Source organism: Enterococcus sp. S53 (assembly GCF_016516865.1).
GTDB lineage: Bacteria > Bacillota > Bacilli > Lactobacillales > Enterococcaceae > Enterococcus_D > Enterococcus_D innesii.
Genome location: NZ_JACVUH010000006.1, coordinates 1 through 20,044, shown reverse-complemented (window position 1 = coordinate 20,044; position 20,044 = coordinate 1). Strand labels below are relative to the sequence as shown.

Here is a 20,044-nt window from a genome sequence, read left to right as displayed (position 1 = left end):
CGTGATTAATCTTCAGTACTGTTTAATTGTATAATATATCACAAATTTAAGCAAACGCTTTCATTATTTTGCAGAATAAAGACGTATATACGGTAGTTTTCCTAAGGTGAATAAAAGAAGAGTTTTATTATCTAGTAGTCACTGTACAAAAAAGATTTACATAAAATATATTTGCGCCCACGCAAATATATTTTTAAATGCTATTTTGAATGCTGCTTGCTAGAAATTGAATGCTATTTAAAGATTTTTTGCCTTCTTATGAGCTATAAAAACTGATTTGACAAGTTTTTATAACTATTAAACAGAAAAAGCCATTAGTAGGAATAGAATCGTCCCTCTTTAATACTGTATTTATTGCTGGTTTATCAGGAACAGCATATGAAACTATCGTAGGAACTATCTTTTGCGCCACTTTACCTTAAGGTTTTGGGACAGCTGGGAGGTACGGCTTGTGGTGTTCTTAAGGGGTTTAAAGTTGGTGCCTGTTGCTGTGGTGGAGGTTTCACTTCTGGAAAACGGCGCCTGGTTCTTAGGAGCGGTTGAATGTTTTCTCGTTTTGTTTTTGCTGTGATGTTATCTGTTTTGATTCACATACTGTTTGTCTTTGCAAAGGAATTTGTATAGTCGGATGAGGATCGATCAAATATGATGCCTTTTTTCTTGAGCGAAGCAAGTTTTAATAGTGAAGGTTCCTAAAATTGCAATGGTCATTAAACTTGTTACTATTTCTTTTTCGTAATCTTCTCCCTTACATTTCTTTCTCAGACAAAACTAAGACAGATCATTACAAGAATCATTACTAGCCAATGCATCATCTCGTGCTCCTTGTGTAGTATTAGAAGAAGACGATTGGGCAGCAGCGTTTCCTTCTTAACAGCAAGTATAAACAAAAAGAAGCGAATGAACGCTTAGGTCCAAAATATAAGACCAAATAGCTACTGAAGAATTTCGTTGAAAGAAAAAAGTGAATGGCGATTGAAGAAATTTCATTTCATGATTGCTCATGCTCGATTTTAATAGGAGATTTTCATTCCTTTTTTCACAGAACGTTCTGGGAGCTTTTCGAGCCCATTTTTTTCGCCGGTAAGAGTTATTTTAGGCAATATCGTGAAAATCGTCTGTATTATTTTTGTTTTTTTATTTACAGAGGTAAAAAACGAGGTTGAATATAAGAAAAAACAACATCATCGTTTTTATCCTCTTTTGCGTTCAAAGAGACAAATGTAATCGTATTCATTATGTTGATTAAATATAAAAAAAGGCATGATTTTATGATGAAAAATGATAATATTTTATCGTTAGGCACTTATTTATCAGATAAATATAAATAATTTTTGCTCGTTTATAAAATAAACGTTTTATGTTTTGTAACGTTAATTTCAGTGTTTTTTTAATTATTTACCGTGTTTATAATTTGTTGGAAAGAAATAAATTTGCTAGAATTTTGTTATACAGTGTGTTCGATTAGTTATTTTATCTCTTGGTTTTCACAAGCGCATGCTAATGTGCTGCGAAACTATTTGAACAAAGATCACTGGGTTTTTCAGAAAGCATGCGAAAAGATGTTCGCTTTGCGATCAATAACTTTTGTTTTCTCTCTATGCCTTTGGGTGTTGGGTTGAAATAGATTTTCATCTGGTTTAAAAGGGGGCAGGAAACATTCCAGAGATCATCAGTTTTATCTTTTGTCGGTTAAATTTTTTTCGAACAGGAGGAGAATGAATGAAAGGCATTAATTACAAAAAGCTCATGGATTCAAAGAAAAACACACGCGTTCGAACAAAGAAAAACATTATTGCGAATTTAACTGTCAGCGGGATGTTGTTGACGAGTACGGTGGTCGTGCCAGCAAGTTTGTTATGGGCACCAACGACGGTTGAAGCTGCTTTGGTTTCAGCTGAACTTTTCTCAGATATCACAGCGTCTAATAACTCAGGTACGAGTGCGTCTGCACCTTATGCAACTCCTGGTGCAACGAACCAAGTCAATTTCTCGATTTCTGGATCAAATGCAGTAACAGTTGATGTCTTGAATGGGGATAAAGTCGCGGTTGTTGGGGTTCCTCAAGGACTTACTGGTTTGCTTCAACCGGCAGGAAATGCATCGATTTCCACCAATGTGACACTACAACTGGGGAATTTCCCAGCCTTGCAAACCTTGATCGGGACAGTCACACCAGCAGTCAATACCTTGATCAGTACGGTGGATGGGATCGTCAATCAAAATTTAGCTGACGCATTGGATATTCCGCCAACAATCGTTGGTGGCTTGCCGAATCCATTGTATACGGCGGCTTCAATCGTGGATGTCAGCCAAGTGATCTCCGTCAATTTAGATGAAATTACGACCCAGTTAGACTTACTAAACCAACTTGGACAATTTGGTCAAGCGAATTTTGAAGTTCCAGCTGGACTAACCGAAAACGAGCGTGCCCTGATCGCCAATGTGGATGATGGTTTATTTATCGTTGTCAATCAGCGCATCAATCAAATTCTTGATAATTTACAAGCGGCACAGGTTCAAGTCAGTATTCTAGATGGTGCCAGCGGCATCCCAGGAATTGGTACCTTGATCAGCGGGATCAATACACTGGTACAAACGACGGTCAATACCACCAAAGCGACGCTAAATGGCACCGTTGAAACTGCTCAAAATGTCTTAAATGCTACGACCAATCTAGCAGATCAAGTCGCTTCTGCTTCTGTTTTAGGTCAAACCAATGTGGTGATTCCAACGAATGTTACCAGTCCAACCTATGCGCAATTGGTTGAAAATGGTGTGGCGAATCCTTCCACTCCTTACGAAGCTCGTTTCGAAGCAACGATGTCTCAGCTTGACCTCATCACCATTGATTTATTTACGGATGCTGACGGCAATAACTCGATTTGGTTTGCACCAGATACACCAGAAGATCAAACCGATACACCAACGATCAATCCATTGACAGCAGGGGAAACGACGATCAGCGGAACAGCTGAGCCAGGCGCAGCCATCACATTGGCGATCAACGGCGGTGCCCCTATTACCACAACCGCAGATGGTGAGGGCAATTGGACGACCGATGTCCCTGAATTGGTAGAAGGCGCTACAGTCACAGCAGTAGCGGAAGCGGATGGGGAATCGGCGAGTGAACCTGCAACGGCAACGGTAGCAGCACCAGTGGTCAATGCCCCAACGGCTTCGATTACAGGAAACAGCACCGATGGGTATCCTGTGACGGGGACAGCCGCAGCAAATGCAGCCATTGAAATCACCAATGACGAGGGTGAAGTCGTTGGCACTGGGACGGCAAATGAGAACGGCAACTACAGTATCACGTTGAACCCAGTAGATGTAGCAGAAAATGAAAACTTGAATGTTGCTGCAATCGTTACTGCTGGCGGTCAAACTTACCGCAGTGGCAATACGCCAATCGTCGTTCCAGCAGACGATGCCGAGCAACAAACGGGAACACCAACGATCCAACCAGTGACTGCCGGGGATACAAGCGTCAGCGGAACGGCTGAGCCTGGTGCCTCGATTACTGTGACCGTCAACGGTGCAGATCCGATCGTGACGGAAGCCGATGAAGAGGGCAATTGGCGTGTTGATGTGGACGAAGTGTCAGAGGGCGATACGGTTTCAGCTGTCGCCGAACTAGAAGGACAAACACCAAGTCAGCCAGCAAGTACCACCGTGTCCGCCTTGACGGTCAATGCTCCAACGGCTTCGATCACAGGAAATAGTCAAGAGGGCTATCCAGTGACTGGAACAGCTGCACCCAATGCGGCCATTGAGATCACCAATGCGGATGGCGAAATTGTCGGAACAGATACTGCCAATGAGAATGGCGTTTATACGGTGACGTTAGATCCAGCAGATGTTGCCGCGGAAGAAACCTTGAATGTGACGGCGGTTGTGACCGCTGGCGGCGAAACCTATCGAAGCAACCCAACACCTGTTGTGGTGCCTGCAGATATCCTGCAGACGGAAACACCAACGATCGATCCAGTCAGTGCTGGAGATACGACTGTTAGTGGGACCGCCGAACCGGGGGCAACGGTAACGATCACGCTTCCTGAAGGCGACCCAATCACGGCTGAAGCCGATGATGAAGGCAACTGGGAAGCAACGGTTCCTGAATTGGCAGAAGGCGATTCCGTGACGGTCGTAGCTGAGTCTGAAGGCAAAGATCCGAGTGCCCCAATCACCGTGAGTGTAAACGGTTTAACCGTGGCGGCGCCAACAGCTACGATCACTGGAAATAGCACAGATGGGTATCCAGTAACGGGAACAGCGACTGCCAATGCAGCGATTGAAATTTTGAATGAAGCAGGCGATGTCGTTGGTAGTGGAACAGCCGATGATGAAGGCAACTTCACGATCACCATTGATCCTCAAGAGGTGGCAGCTGGTGACAACTTGCGGGTGGAAGCGATCGTGACGGCTGGTGGTGAAGACTATCGCAGTACAGGCACACCGCTTGTAGTTCCTGCAGATGATGTAGAAAACTTGACGGAAACACCAACGATCAACCCAGTAACAGCTGGGGATACGACTGTCAGCGGAACGGCTGAACCAGGGGCAACAGTGACGATCACGCTGCCTGAAGGCGATCCGATAACGGCAGAAGCCGATGACGAAGGCAACTGGGAAGCGACGGTTCCTGAATTATCAGAAGGCGATACGGTAACAGTCGTTGCCGAGGCCGAAGGCAAAGATCCAAGTGCACCGATTACCGTGACCGTTGATGGTGTTACGGTCAGTGCACCGAGCGCTTCCATCACAGGCAATAGCACGGATGGCTATCCAGTCAGCGGAACAACGACACCGAATGCGGCAATTGAGATTTTGAATGAAGCAGGCGATGTTGTTGGTAGCACGACGGCGGATGACACGGGTGCTTATACCGTGACCTTAGATCCAGCCGATGTGGCGCCAGAAGAAGCCTTGCAGGTGGTGGCAGTTGTGACAGCAGGCGGTCAAGACTACCGCAGTAATGCCACACCAATCACGGTACCAGCAGACATTGAACAAACAGGGACACCAACGATCGATCCGGTTACAGCGGGTGATACCACGATTAGCGGAACGGCAGAACCAGGGTCGACGGTTACTGTGACGATCACGGATCAAGAACCAGTAACGGCTGAAACGGATGACGAAGGAAACTGGCTTGCAGAAGTGCCAGCAGTTTCTGGTGGCGATACAGTCACAGTCGTTGCGGAAGCTGAAGGCAAAGAGCCAAGCGCGCCAATCAGCGTCGGGGTCGCAGGAGTGACGGTGGCAGCACCGACAGCGATCATCAGCGGCAATAGTACCGATGGTTATCCAATCACGGGGACTGCACCAGCGAATGCAGCGATCGAAGTACTGAATGAAGCAGGCGATGTGATTGGTACTGGCACAGCCGATGGGGATGGAAACTATACGGTAACCATCGCACCAGCCGATGCAGCACCAGAAGAAACCTTGTCTGTCGTTGCGATCGTAACAGCTGGCGGGGATGAGTACCGCAGTCCTGCCACACCAGTGACGGTCCCAGCAGATGAGCTTGAACAAACAGCATTACCAACCATCGACCCAATCAATGCAGGGGACACGACGATCAGTGGGACTGCCGAACCAGGCGCTACGGTGACGGTAACGATCCCAGGTGAAGAACCTGTGACTGGTGAAGCCGATGACGAGGGCAACTGGACGGTTGAAGTTCCTGAAGTTTCTGAAGGAGAAACCGTCACAGTGGTCGCACAAGCACCAGACAAATACCCAAGTGCACCAATCAGTGTTGGGGTCAATGGGTTGACGATCGCTACACCAACCGCGACGATCAGTGGCAATAGTACCGATGGGTACCCGATAACGGGAACGGCACCAGCCAATGCAGCCATCGAAATCTTGAATGCCGATGACGAGGTCGTAGGTACTGGCACCGCCAATGACGAAGGCCAATACACGATCACGTTGACGAGTGATGATGCGTCTCCAGCTGAAACTTTACGGGTGGTGGCGGTAGTCACAGCTGGTGGTCAAGCTTACCGCAGTGCGGCTGCCCCAATCACAGTACCATTGGATCAAACTGCAGTCCCAACGATTGAATCAGTGACAGCCGGCGACACGACCATCAGTGGTACAGCTGAACCTGGCGCAACAGTCTCGGTAACGATTGGTGACGCAGAGCCAGTCACTGCCGAAGCAGATGACGAAGGCAATTGGACGGCAACGGTGCCCGAGGTTTCTCAAGGAGAAATAGTTTCCGTGGTAGCGACCCTTGATGGGGAAACACCAAGTGATGCAGCAACGGTCGTCGTAAATCCACTTAGTGTGGCGACACCGACAGCAGCGATCAGCGGCAATAGTACCGATGGGTATCCAGTTACAGGAACGGCCACGCCGAATGCAGCGATTGAGATCTTAAATGCAGCCGATGAGGTTGTCGGCAGTGGCGAAGCAAATGGGGAAGGTGCCTACAGCATCACCTTGAGCAGTGACGATGTTGATCCTTCAGAACCACTTCAGGTGGTAGCAGTGGTAACCGCTGGCGGCGATGAATACCGCAGTGCGCCGCTTTCCATCGTGGTCCCAGCAGACCAAACGACCGCACCAACGATCGATCCAGTGCAAGCAGGGGATACATCCGTCGGAGGAACGGCCGAACCTGGTTCAATGGTGACGGTGGAGATTTCTGGAGAAGATCCAGTGACTGCCGAAACGGATGAGGAAGGCAATTGGACGGTCACCGTACCAGAGCTTTCAGAAGGTGACACGGTCACAGTGGTTGCGGAAGCTGAAGGCAAAGACCCAAGTGAACCAATCAGTGTCGGTGTCGGTGCCTTGAACGTGGCAGCACCAACCGCAACGATCACTGGCAACAGTACTGACGGCTATCCAGTTACAGGGACAGCACCAGCCAACGCAGCGATTGAGATCTTAAATGATGCGGGTGAAGTGGTGGGCAGTGGGACTGCCAATGGAGAGGGTGAGTATACGATCACCTTGACAGATGGTGTGTCTCCAGCAGAAACCTTGCGAGTGGTGGCAGTGGTAACAGCTGGCGGACAAGACTACCGCAGTCCAGCAACTACTATCGTGGTGCCAGAAGATAACGCAGAAGACCAAACAGCAGCACCGACTGTCGCACCCGTGGTTGCTGGGGATACAACCGTTAGCGGAACGGCTGAACCAGGAGCAGAGGTAACCGTTGAACTGCCAAGCGGCAATACTTACACTGCAACAGCGAATGACGAAGGTGAGTGGACGGCAACTGTGCCGACGGTTTCTCTAGATGATGTTTTGACCGTTACTGCCTTGGCAGACGGTAAAACAGAAAGTTTACCAGTTACAGTGACGGTGCAAGGGCTGATCGTGGCAGCACCAACGGCAACGATTTCTGGCAATAGTTCAGATGGCTATCCAGTCACAGGGACAGCACCAGCCAATGCGGCAATCGAAATCTTAAATGCTGATGATCAAGTGATTGGCACAGGGGCAGCCAATGAGAATGGCGTTTACACCGTTACCTTGACCAGTGAAGAAGTATCAGCGGGGGAAACGGTTCGTGTCGTTGCCATCGTTTCAGCAGGTGGGGATGACTTCCGTAGTCAACCAACGGCTGTCGTGGTGCCAGCGGATCAAACGGCGACACCAACGATTAATCCAGCAGTGGCTGGCGCAACAGAAATCAGCGGAACAGCCGAACCAGGAGCAACAGTCAGCGTGACGGTCGGTGAGGAAGATCCAATCACCGCTGAAGTTGATGATGAGGGCAATTGGCAAGCTGAGGTACCAGCGCTTGCAGAAGGAACGACTGTTACGGCAGTGGCAGAAATAGAAAATGAAACACCAAGTACACCAGCAACGATCACGGTCGGGGCATTAACGGTGACAGCACCTAGTGCGTCCATCAGCGGCAATGCAGCCGATGGCTATCCAGTGACTGGAACAGGACCAGCGAATGCGACCATCGAAATCTTGAATGAAGCTGGCGAGATAGTTGAAACGGGTACGACCGATGATGCAGGGCTTTACACGATCAATTTGACCAGTGAAGACGTCTCTCCTGAAGAAAACTTGACGGTGGTTGCGGTGGTCACAGCTGGTGGCAAGGATTATCGCAGTCCAGCGACACCGATCATGGTGCCAGCTGAACCGGGTGAAAATCAAACAACGGCACCAACGGTTGATCCAATCAAAGCAGGCGATGAAACAGTTAGCGGAACCGCCGAACCAGGCTCAACTGTAACTGTAACACTACCGGATGGCACAGAAGAAACCGCCGAAACAGATGACGAAGGCAACTGGAGTGTCGATGTGCCAGAATTGTCTGAAGGGGATACCATCACAGTCGTCGCAGACAGTGACGGCAAAGACCCAAGTGATCCAATCACTGTCATCGTTGAAGGAGTGACAGTCGAAGCACCAACAGCTTCCATCAGCGGCAACAGCACGGATGGCTACCCAGTGACAGGTACAGCACCAGCCAATGCAGCGATCGAGATCTTGAACGCAGCCAATGAAGTCGTAGGAACAGGCACTGCTGATGGAGACGGCAACTATACAGTGGCCTTAACTGCTGAAACTGTCGATCCAGAAGAAACCTTAAACGTCGTTGCCATCGTTACAGCTGGTGGGAAAGAGTATCGCAGTAATCCAACAGCGGTCATCGTACCAGCAGATACGGTAGTGGATCAGACAGCAGCACCAACGATCGATCCAATCACGGCGGGGGATACCAGCATCAGCGGAACGGCTGAACCAGGTTCAACCGTGACGATCACCGTACCAGATGCGGAACCAATCACGGCTGAAACGGATGACGAAGGCAATTGGACGGCAGAAGTACCAGAAGTTTCTGAAGGCGATGCAGTCACTGTTGTGGCACAATCACCTGACAAAGAGCCAAGCGCTCCAGTCACAGTTGGTGTAGGTGCGTTGACGGTCACTGCTCCTAGTGCAACGATCACAGGCAATAGCACGGACGGCTATCCAGTAACTGGAACGGCACCAGCCAATGCCACTGTACAAATCTTGAATAGCGATGGACAAATCGTCGGTTCAGGAACTGCAGACGCAGAAGGAAACTACAGTATCACTCTTGAACCAACAGCTGTTGCACCAGCGGAAAGCTTAACCGTCGTTGCAGTTCTGACAGCTGGCGGCAAGGAATACCGCAGTAACGCGACACCGATCGTGGTACCTTTGGATCAAGAAGAGCAACAAACTGCAACACCAACGATTGATCCAGTCAAAGCTGGCGATACGACGATCAGCGGGACTGCCGAACCAGGTTCAACGGTGACGGTAACGATTGGTGAAAATGAACCGATCACGACCGAAACGGACGAAGAGGGCAATTGGACAGTTGAGGTACCTGAAGTTGCGGAGGGTGATACCGTCACTGTTGTGGCCCAATTACCTGAAAAAGATCCTAGTGCACCAATCACAGTGAGTGTGGATGGCATCACGGTTTCAGCACCGACCGCGTCCATCACTGGCAATCCAGAGGATGGTTACCCAGTGACGGGGATGGCAGCACCAAATGCAGCGATTGAAATCTTGAATGAAGCGGGAGAAGTCGTTGGATCAGGCACTACCGATGAAAATGGCAACTACACGATCACGCTTTCTGGTGAAGCTGTTTCTCCTGAAGAATCATTGAATGTCGTTGCGATCATCACTGCTGGCGGCAAAGACTATCGGAGTAATGCGACACCAATCGTAGTGCCCGTTGAGAATACGATCGATCAAACCGCTACACCAATCATCGAACCAGTCACAGCTGGTGACACGACCATCACTGGTACTGCTGTAGCGGGAGCGATGGTCACCGTGACGGTAACAGGAGAAGAAGCGGTTGAAACCGAAGCAGATGAAGCAGGAAATTGGTCAGTGGACGTTGCGGAAGTTTCTCGAGATGAAATCGTAACAGCAGTGGCGCAAAGCGAAGGAGAAACCGCCAGTGAACCAGCAACGACCGTTGTTAATGGCATCACGGTCAACGCACCTTCAGCATCCATTACTGGGAATTCCCAAGAAGGCTATCCAGTAACTGGGAACGGGCCTGCCAATGCAGCGATTGAAGTTTTGAATGAAGCGGGGGATGTCGTTGGAACAGGCACGACCGATGAAAATGGTGACTACACGATCACATTGACTAGTGAGGATGTCGCACCAGAAGAAAACTTATCGGTTGTGGCGATCGTCACTGCTGGTGGGGATGACTACCGCAGTAATGCGACGCCAATCGTCGTACCTGTCGATGATGAAAGCATCAAGACAGATACACCAACCATTGACCCAGTCACGGCTGGTGATACAACGATCAGCGGAACGAGTGAGCCAGGTGCTACGATCACCGTTACCATCAGCGATCCGTTAACAAGTAGATTCCTGACCATTTTCGCGGCTGAAGGACCTATCACAACGATCGCCGATCAAAATGGCGACTGGCGTGTTGAGCTATCCGCAGAAGCGACGGAAGGTGAAACCGTTACGGTTCTTGCTTTAGCAGATGGCGAAACCCTAAGTGATCCGACGACGACCGTAGTCGATGCTTTGACGGTTGATGCACCGGTTGCTACGATCACTGGCAATCCTACCGATGGCTATCCAGTCTTCGGGAATGGACCAGCCAATGCGACAATCGAAATCTTGAATGAAGCGGGTGACGTTGTCGGAACAGGAACGACCAATGGAAATGGTGCGTTTAGCATCACATTAGATCCAGAGGATGTTTCACCAGAAGAAACCCTTAACGTTGTGGCGATCGTGACAGCAGGTGGCAGAGAATACCGCAGTGCAGCAACACCAATCGTGGTACCAACGGGTGACAATGGCACGGATGGTTCAGATGGTACTGACGGTACGGACGGAACCAATGGTTCTGATGGTACGAATGGTACCGACGGAAGCAATGGCGCTTGGGGCAACTGGGGCAATTGGGGAAACAATAATTGGAACAGCAACAATAACAACCAAAGCTGGTGGGGAAGTAAATTCTTACCGAAAACGGGATCAGAAGGAACTTGGTATGCTTCAGTGATTGGAGCAGCAGTCTTCGTTGTCGGAGGAATCGGCTTGTTCTTCAAAGCAAGAAAGAAAAAAGACCAGCAAAAATAGCATGACTTTACCAGCGGAGTGGACATCCTCCGCTGGTATCTCTAGTGAATCAAAACGTTGAAGCATTGATCATCGTTTCGTAAAGAAAGGGTTAGAAATGGTATGGAAAGCAGAAGGAGGGAAAAACGTTTTTACAAATGGACGATCGCTCAGTTGATTTTCTTGTTGACCAGCATCAGTTTCGTCAATTTGTATCTATTAACAACGACCAAAGAAGCCGAGGCGGCTGTGAACGTATTAGATGTGGAAATTTTAAGCAATTTAACAAGTGCCAATACAAGTGGTACTTCAGCAAGTGCTCCTTGGCCAGGCAGTGTGACAAATCGACCAGTGACTTTTTCGATCAAAGGGAACGGGGGGGTGAACGCTTCTGTCAATGTCAACGGTGAGGATAAATTTGCTTTGTTGGCGATCCCCACAGAGTTGAGAACTAGCATCAGTGCCAATGGATCAGCAGCTATCAAAACGTCGACCACAGTCAATATTGCCAATGTCCCGCTTTTGAATGCGATCTTAACAGCGCTTGATTCCTTGACCAGCTCATTAAATCTCAATCTCGGGATCGTGCAAATCGATTTAACGGCTGTCAATCAGCAAATTTCCTTGCTAAAAACCGTTGGTAATTTAGGAAATGTAGAAATAAGCAGTCCGTTGCAGTTCACCACCCAAAGAGAAGCGTTGTATGCCAATATGAGTTCGAACCTCGGTGTCGTTTTAGGAACCAATGTCCCGCAAATTTTACGGAATTTAAGCACGGCGATTCAAAATACCCAGATCCGAGTGATCGGCATCGATATTGGTGGTGTCGTTCGTGCATTGCTGCAAGGGTTGCTGAATACCTTGCTTAGCACCGTAACGTCAGCGTTGAACAATTTGGCAACCGTCCAAGAACAAATGGCGGATGCAGCCGTTTTAGGAGCAACGGATGTTCAAATTCCTACGCTACTTTCGGGTCCAGGACAGTTGTCCGCAAATTGGACCGCCAATTTTTCGGCTTCTGTGTTGAAGGCAAAGCCGACGGACATCAATCTCTTGAACTTTAGTGCGCTAAATATCAGCAGTCGCCAAACCATGATTTATTTCATGGTCGAAGCACTGACGATGGATCGGACGAATCTGCCGACTCAGCTGAATTTTGGCCGACATGCCATTCAAACGAAAAAGAGTGAGACATGGCGGGCAACCGCCGACGGCGACCAAAGCGCAGCAGCTACAACTGGGATTTTACGGATCAATGATACCCGCAATCGTCAGAAAAAATGGCAAGTCAAGGTCAGACAATCCACCAACTGGGTCAATGGCACGCAAACATTGCCAGCTGCCGAATTAAGGGTTCAGCTTGGAACTGTCAATTCGACATTTGCAGATGGTCGAGTGGTTTTACCTGATAATGCAACGATTGCCCTGCAGCAAAATGTCGAAAAAAATGTGGTGACGTTGGAAAATGCGGCATCGACTGGTGGACTGACTGTTAATTTTTCCCAGTTCAATTTATTTGTACCTGAGAAAACACCGAAATTTCAAGGTCAGTATCGCGCCACAGTCGTGTGGACCGTTTCTGATACACCTTGAAAAGGAAGAGCAGAATGAAAAAAAATTCCCTTGTGCTGCTTCTGATTTTGATGATCGGCAGTTTCTACAGTATCGTTCCATCAGCAGTAGCCAATACGACGACCGGCAACATTGAGTTTTATGAAGGACCAACGGAAACAGCTAGCAGTGATTCCATTGATGAAGAAATTGAACCACCGACCAGTCAAGAAACGGTCACTAACGCAGAAGAACCGCTGCCACAGCTTGCAGAAACCAATCACTTTTGGCTGCCCGTAATAGGCGGATTCTTCACTAGTCTGACATTGATCATTTTCATCAAAAAAAGGAGGATGGCAAAATGATTTCAAAGAAAACGATAATAGGCGCATTGGGGGTATTGACTGCCCTTAGCATTGGTGCGACAGTGCAAGCAGATGATACGACCGGTGTCGTAGAATATACCTCTGGGGGCATCGTGTTTGACCCGGATAAAGGCGGGAGTGATCCCAATACGCAGCTACCAACGAATTTAGATTTTGGTGCCCATGAAATCCAAACAGAAAATGCCGAAACGTGGGTAGCTACTACGGATGGAACTGGACTACCTGGGGATGGGTCAACGCTGCAAAGAGGGGCAGTTGCGGTCAGCGATAACCGAGGACAGGCGAACTCTTCTTGGGCGATCAAAGTACGGCAAGCAACCCAATTTACGGCAGGAGACAGCACATTGGACGGTGCGGTATTAACGGTAGATACGGGGACGTTGACCAATAACTTGAGTTCGCCGCCAACAGGAACCAGTGATATTGCCAATGGCGAGCTTGATTTTGCGGCGATCAACAATGAGTATGCGTTCTTGACCGCCAATGCTGGCGAAGGGATCGGTGAAACGTCGATGCCATTAGAACAATTCACCCTTTCGATCCCAGCCAATACGGAAAAACAATCAGCAACCTACCAAACGACCCTCGTTTGGACGATCAGCAGTGCGCCGACGACCCCATAGGGCAGTAGTCATTGCGTAACAGTTAGCAGAAAAAAAGCAGCTTGCCTGAGCGGCTGCTTTTTATGCTAGCTGATTTTTCTTTCCTATTTTGTGTAGAAAGGATCTGACAGGATGCATCAGAAGAAAGTTCGAGGCAAAGGATTTCAGTATTGGGTAGTAAGTATTCTAACGGTCTTATTTTTCATTGGTACGAGCAGTACGGGGGCAGCAGATTCGCTTGATACCTTCGATGTTCAAATCAAATTGCCAGAGTCACAGCAAGACAAAGAGCTGATGTACTATGATTTGTTGCTGGAGCCCAAGGCAGAAGAAAAACTAGCGGTCATGGTTTCCAATAAAAGCGAGCAACCAATCAATCTACAGCTATCCTTTAATCGAGCGGTCACGAATATGACGGGCGTCGTTGAGTATTCTGGGGCAAATGAGGAAGCAACGCCTTCTGCTCCATACGCGATCGAAGAACTCGTCACTTTAAGTGATGAAACTCTTTCGTTAGCCCCTAGTGAGCAAAAAGAAATCACCTTGACAGTCCAGATGCCATCTAAATCCTTTGAAGGGATTTTGGCAGGGGGACTATACGTCCAGCAAACCGGCAGTGAAGAATTTCAAGGAAATGTCCAAAACCTACTAGCCAGAGAAGTGGCGGTGTTGCTCCGTAACAAAGAGACCGACATCCCACCAGCGGTTCGGATTGAGGAAGCTCATCTAGAAGAAATCAATCGCCGCAATGTCATCATCGTAGCGGTGGAAAATACAGCGGCAAATTATCTTAGTAAGGCCACGCTTGCTTATGAAGTGTTTCATGATGGACAAGCAACAGCGATCAAAGGGGAAAAAGAGGTCCAATTAGCGCCCAATGCGTTAATGAATTACGCACTGCCATTAGATGGAAACGAACTGCAATCAGGAGAGTATGAGATAAAAACGACCCTCAAAGCAGCTGATCAACAATGGCAAGGAGAGCCTACCTTCCAAGTTGCAAGGCAAGAAGCGCAAGAAAGAAACGAGCAAGATGTCAGTATTAAAGAAACCTCCTCACCGATCCTTCCCTATTTATCGATTGGGGGTGTTTTATGTCTGATCATCGCCTATTTGATTTGGCATAATCGTAAGCTGAAGCGAGCATTGAATAAAAGTGATGATTAGTAGGTAGTGGAAATCAACGGTGGTTGCAGGAAAAGTCTACTATTATAGTAAAAAATGTTTTCAAATAGCTAAAAGCAGCACCACTCATAAAAAGAATCAGGAAAGAAAACCATTTATCATTGAGAATAAATGGTTTTTTCGTGTTCCGCACATTTTGTTGAGAACAGTGAAGGGGAAATTTTGACATTCACCAATAGGAGGTCATGTCATCACTGATGAATAATTGTTCTTCAATCGTTGAAAGGAAAGAAGCATCCAGTGAAAAATAAATAACGTTTGTGATGTTGGGTTCTGATCGTTTTTTTTCACATGAAATTATCATAAAACTTTACATAATAATGTTTCCGCTTCCCTTGGAGTCTTTCGTAGATATTGTTAAAAAAACATAATATTTTTCTGATGGCTACGCTTACTCCCTTATAAAAGCTTTAAGAAAACTCTTTAGCGTGTCTTTTTATCTATAATAGGTTTAGACCAATTACAGCGTCTTTTCTTACTTTGTTTTTAATTTAAACTACCTTTTTTGCATGAATGTTTCGTTAATTCGTTTGAAAGTGCAAGCAGGCATTTTTGATTAAGAATACAATTAGAAATGATGCAAAAAGGAGAATTAAGATGTCTGCAAATTTGAGCAATTTCGCTGTTTATATAGTAGATGACAACTTTTTTAATGGGAATTTGATGAAGAAAATGATTACGGAAAGTCGTGTTCCGCATTCTTTAGTTGAGATTCTTTCGCCTGAAGCACTAGCCCCTTTTCTTGACGGATACCTAACAGATGTGAACGATCTCTTCTTATTTTCCATTGAAATGAAAGGATTTGATCGAAGTTTTCAATTAGCAGGAAGCTTGAGAGAACAATGCAAAAAGTGTCAAATCGCTTTTTATGGTGCCTATGCCTCCAAAATCGAAATCAAGAAGCTGAATCTTATCTGTCCTTTAGGGATCATCGATACAAAAGAAAAGGAGGTGGCAATGCAGCTAAGAAATTTATTAACGGAAGCGATCGAAGTCAAACGATCATTACTCGGAAAAAAGCACTTATTAAAAATCGTCAGTAAAAGAGAGTTGATGGTGGTTGATGCAGAAGCAATCAACTATATTACAACGATCAAAGGAGAGCGAAACCGAATCGCTTTTCACCAAAAAAAGTCGATCGAATTCCTCGAAACTTCCTTGAAGGTGATCAAACAATTAGAGCTGCCAGAGTATTATAACGTCTTCAAATCTTACATTATCAATGCGCGACAAATCAAAATGATCGATCGAACAAACAATGTTTTGTGCTTTTTTAATGGCGAAGAGTTAGAAGTCGGGAAAAAAATCCGTAAGGCAATCAGTTAAAACTACATACATTTATTGGAGGAAAAAATGAATAAGAGAAGCAAAAGAATTCGTCATGGCATCGTTGTTACCGCACTAGGAATCACTCAAGTGATCACTCCGATCATGGCGATAGCGGAAACAACCGAACAAGAACAGACCGTCAACACGCTAGACAAATCCGATCAACTACTAGAAACGATGACTGAATCGACAAATGAAGCTAACGGAAACGAAGCACAAGCAGCTGAGGATGCTCAAACAGATTATTCTTCCGAAGCGAGCAAAGAGGAATCATCAGCTGGTTCAGAAAACACGGAACCAAGTGAAACGACCACATCCGCTTCCTCAAATAGAACGGAAGATTCTAGCCATGCGAGACAAGAAAGTTCTTCAACATCCGATTCAAAAGAAACCAAAGAAGAGCAACACACACCTCGTGTCAGCACGCGCATCAATGACCAAGAACTTTTGGAAAAAGGCACCCTGCTGACCATTGCTGGCGAAGAATTCAGCCGAACGGAAGAAACACGAATCTTAAACAATAGTCCAGTGAAACTGAAATTGGATTTTGAAATCAATGACAAAGATTATTTCGCTGGCACCACTGCTGTTTTTGACTTGCCGCAAGGCCTTGGCTTTAGTGATGTGCAAGGAACCAATGAAGCGATCAATGCATCGTGGGCTGTAGATAGTGCAGTTCATCAACTGATGATCACGTTTAATCAATCGGTTCATGATGCCTCTTTTTCGATCGAGTTGACTAGTTATCTATATTCAGAAGATAAGCCTCAGCTAACGATTGAGATCGGCGATCAAAACCAGACAAGCTATGCGATTGATTTGTATGAAGAGGTCGATCCGATTCAATATGTGTCAGAAAAAAATGTCTTTGGGATGGAAGGAATGGTCTACTATAATACCGATCGGACATTATCTGGAACGGAAACTCTTTCACTGAATTTGGTTGATACGCCGGGAGCTTCCTTCAAAAAGATTGAGACCCAACCGTTAAAAGTTTTCAGCTATGAGGTGGATATCAAAGGAAAGATCAAGCCAGAAACACAGACAGCATTAGTCGAAGGGACGGACTATATGATCACCTCAAATAGTCTTTACAATACTGCTGTTGAAATCAAACAGATGGACAAACAAAAGGCTTATGGGGTTTCTTATCAATTTACGATGAGCCTGACCGAGCTGACGGATTATACTGCTTCTTTTTCAAAAGGGTATCCAACGACCGGATTTGGTTCGGTACAGCTAAAACAAACAACTGCCCAAAACAGAGGGTTTTCCTTTATCGCAAAAACCAGCAAAGATGAAAAAGAAGTCGATTCTAGGTATTATATGGGGCTTGCTTCTGCCAGTTTTATGAATGGCCTTTCTAAAGGAAACTACTATGTATCAATTCATCAAATGCCGACGGAGATGAAAGCTGGTCAACAAATCATCCTTTCGAGTCAAAACGGACAGCCGATCACGGCGAAACAGTTAACAGCAAGAGATGCCTTCTATCAAAATGTGACTTTTGCGGATTATTTTTCTGTCGAAAATAACGGGGACAAACTGATTGTGACCGCTACAAAAGACAGCAATCTCACTCTTGGTTCCACGAACGTAACCGTACCCTTTGATCAGAAAGATATCATTCTTAATGTCTCGACACCGTTGATCGCCAATAGAGAATTCAAAATCGTTGAAGACAACTATGTCGAACCAATCAGTGTTCTTAATCCCAACAATGCTGAAACGGCTTGGGGAAATTATGATCAAAATGGTGCTTACATGAGTGATACTTCCATCAACATCGAAGGCAGTAACTCACAACCAATCGAAAATTTACAAATGTTTATTGAACACCCAGAGTATCTTTCTTTGAGAAAGGTACCAAAAGTCAGTTTTTATTACACTTTAGGAAAAGATTATACGATTGAAGAAGTAGCAGGCGGAACGATGGTCACTTTTACGTCGCCCATTACCTATTCCGTTCAATTTGATATTGGCTTCAATTACGTGCCAGACAGTTTAGCACCGACAAAATCGATTCCTAATGATACAATTCCAATCACGATTTCCGCAACGGGACTTGACACGGTTCATACCTCCGTCTATACAGGAAGAAAGCTGTATTCTGAACGCACGCTCCAAAGCAGTAAGAATCAGTTTTTAGTCAACGCGCGTCAAGATACCATCAGTGATTTGACTGTTGAAACTCATGTACCGAAAAATACCGATGTCGTGTTTTCGATCATCGATGTTTCCAATGAACAAGTCAGTGGCATTTATCCACAGTATTGGGATCGCGGTTATTATGATAACCAAGCTATGAAGGAAAGCGATCCGAATTATCCAACGATCACCCATGATGAAGAAACCAACTATTATACCTTTGATTTTGGGACGACCAATCGGCGCTACATTATTGCTTATCAATACGCCAATGGATGGCAGGAAATGAGTACGATTTATGTACCTGGTTATGCAAAAGAACCGTTATCTAATAATCAACAAGGCACAGCCACAGTTTCAGTATCCAATACGGCGACAGATATTATTGGCATTACGCAAAATACCGTCAATAATACGAAAAACATGACGCAGGTCAAGGTCACGACAAAAAATATCGATGATGGCTCGAAAAAAGTAGCAAATCCAACGATCCTTCTAAAATCGTTAGGGAACACCAATGGCGAAATCGATTTAGGATCGATCACTGTTTCGAATGTGCCAGATGACAGCTATGAAGTCAAAGAAGTTGATGGGAACGTACAGCTTGTCTTTTCAAACTATGTTCTAACGAAAAATATCGAAATCAGTTACAACGTCCTTTCACAAAACGCCGGCCAAATCTCAGCCTCAGCCACGATCGTTTCTGATACGATCGATACCTTGTCGGAAGCCAAACGGACGGCTACCTCGACGGTGGCCAATCTGCAATTTTCGGCAGGCGATTCCAGCGGAATCATCTACAAAACCAATGCGACGCTTGATGTTTATAATACCGAAGAACCAACTGAGAAGATTGCGGGGGTTACTTTGACGCTTTGGAATCAATTGACTGGAGATATCGTTTCTGTCGTAACGGATGAAAATGGAGAATATCAATTAACTGATATTTATACGGGGAACTATACGCTTTATGTTTCCTACGTCCCAGAAGGTTACGTCATACCACAGGAACTTCAGCTTGGTAAAGAGGTGCAAGTGAACCGGACGGGCAATCATCTTTCTGTCGGCATCACACCAGAAGAAGACTTGTCGACGATCGACGCCAAGGATAGCACGATCTACGTGGGAGATGAATGGCATGCTGAAGACAACTTTGTTTCAGCGACAGACAAACACGGCAATGCCATGACCTTCTCGGAAATTACCGTCAATGGCGAGGTCGACACATCTAAAGTCGGCACTTATGAAGTCAAATACATGAATGGCAACGTGAGCGAGACAGCGACGATCACCGTGGTTGCCAATCAAGAAACGGTAACAGCCAAAGACAGCACGTTATATGTAGGCGATGCATGGACAGCAGCTGATAATTTTCTATCGGCAACGGATAAAGACGGTAACACAGTGACAATCACAGAAGTGACCATCACCGGTGAAGTTGACACGGATACACCAGGAGAATACCAAGTCATTTATCGCAATGGCAAAGCCGAAGCGACAGCCACGATTACCGTGTTAGCTGATCAAACATCGGTCAAAGTTAAAGATAGCACCTTATACATCGGGGATGACTGGCATGCGGTTGATAACTTTGTTTCGGCAACGGACAAATCAGGAGCGAATTTACCATTTTCAAATGTGACCGTTAGTGGATCAGTTGATACTTCCAAAGAAGGTCAATATCCAGTGGTTTATCAAAACGGGAATCAAAAAGCAACAGCGACGATCACCGTGGTTGCCAATCAAGAAACAGTCGTTGCCAAGGAT

At 46.3% G+C, this 20,044-nt stretch carries 7 protein-coding genes; all 7 read left to right on the top strand.

Translation table 11 applies throughout. The features are described from left to right. Positions 1–1,722 precede the first annotated feature (1,722 nt). Positions 1,723–11,097 (top strand): Ig-like domain-containing protein, encoded by a 9,375-nt coding sequence (locus IAE45_RS09385; RefSeq protein ID WP_200143125.1) that lies wholly within the window; start codon positions 1,723–1,725, stop codon positions 11,095–11,097. Between the two features lie 102 nt (positions 11,098–11,199). Further along, a complete protein-coding gene (locus IAE45_RS09380) occupies positions 11,200–12,669 on the top strand; it encodes an adhesive domain-containing protein (protein WP_200127701.1) in 1,470 nt (489 codons plus the stop codon). Positions 12,670–12,683: 14 nt separating this feature from the next. After that, on the top strand, positions 12,684–12,992 hold the full coding sequence (locus IAE45_RS09375; protein ID WP_200127703.1) for a hypothetical protein: 309 nt from the start codon (positions 12,684–12,686) through the stop codon (positions 12,990–12,992). Next, the gene (locus IAE45_RS09370) at positions 12,989–13,636 is read left to right on the top strand and encodes a WxL domain-containing protein (protein WP_074535099.1); all 648 of its coding nucleotides are present in this window, start codon (positions 12,989–12,991) and stop codon (positions 13,634–13,636) included. The genes IAE45_RS09375 and IAE45_RS09370 overlap by 4 nt, the downstream gene beginning before the upstream one ends. Before the next feature lie 111 nt (positions 13,637–13,747). Next, the gene (locus IAE45_RS09365) at positions 13,748–14,782 is read left to right on the top strand and encodes a DUF916 and DUF3324 domain-containing protein (RefSeq protein ID WP_200127705.1); all 1,035 of its coding nucleotides are present in this window, start codon (positions 13,748–13,750) and stop codon (positions 14,780–14,782) included. Positions 14,783–15,397: 615 nt separating this feature from the next. Continuing rightward, positions 15,398–16,126 carry a LytTR family transcriptional regulator DNA-binding domain-containing protein gene (locus IAE45_RS09360; RefSeq protein WP_200127707.1) on the top strand — a complete coding sequence of 243 codons (729 nt, stop codon included), beginning with the start codon at positions 15,398–15,400 and terminating at the stop codon, positions 16,124–16,126. Between the two features lie 27 nt (positions 16,127–16,153). Beyond that, on the top strand, positions 16,154–20,044 hold a 3,891-nt coding region (locus IAE45_RS09355), incomplete at its 3' end, for a bacterial Ig-like domain-containing protein (RefSeq protein WP_200143124.1).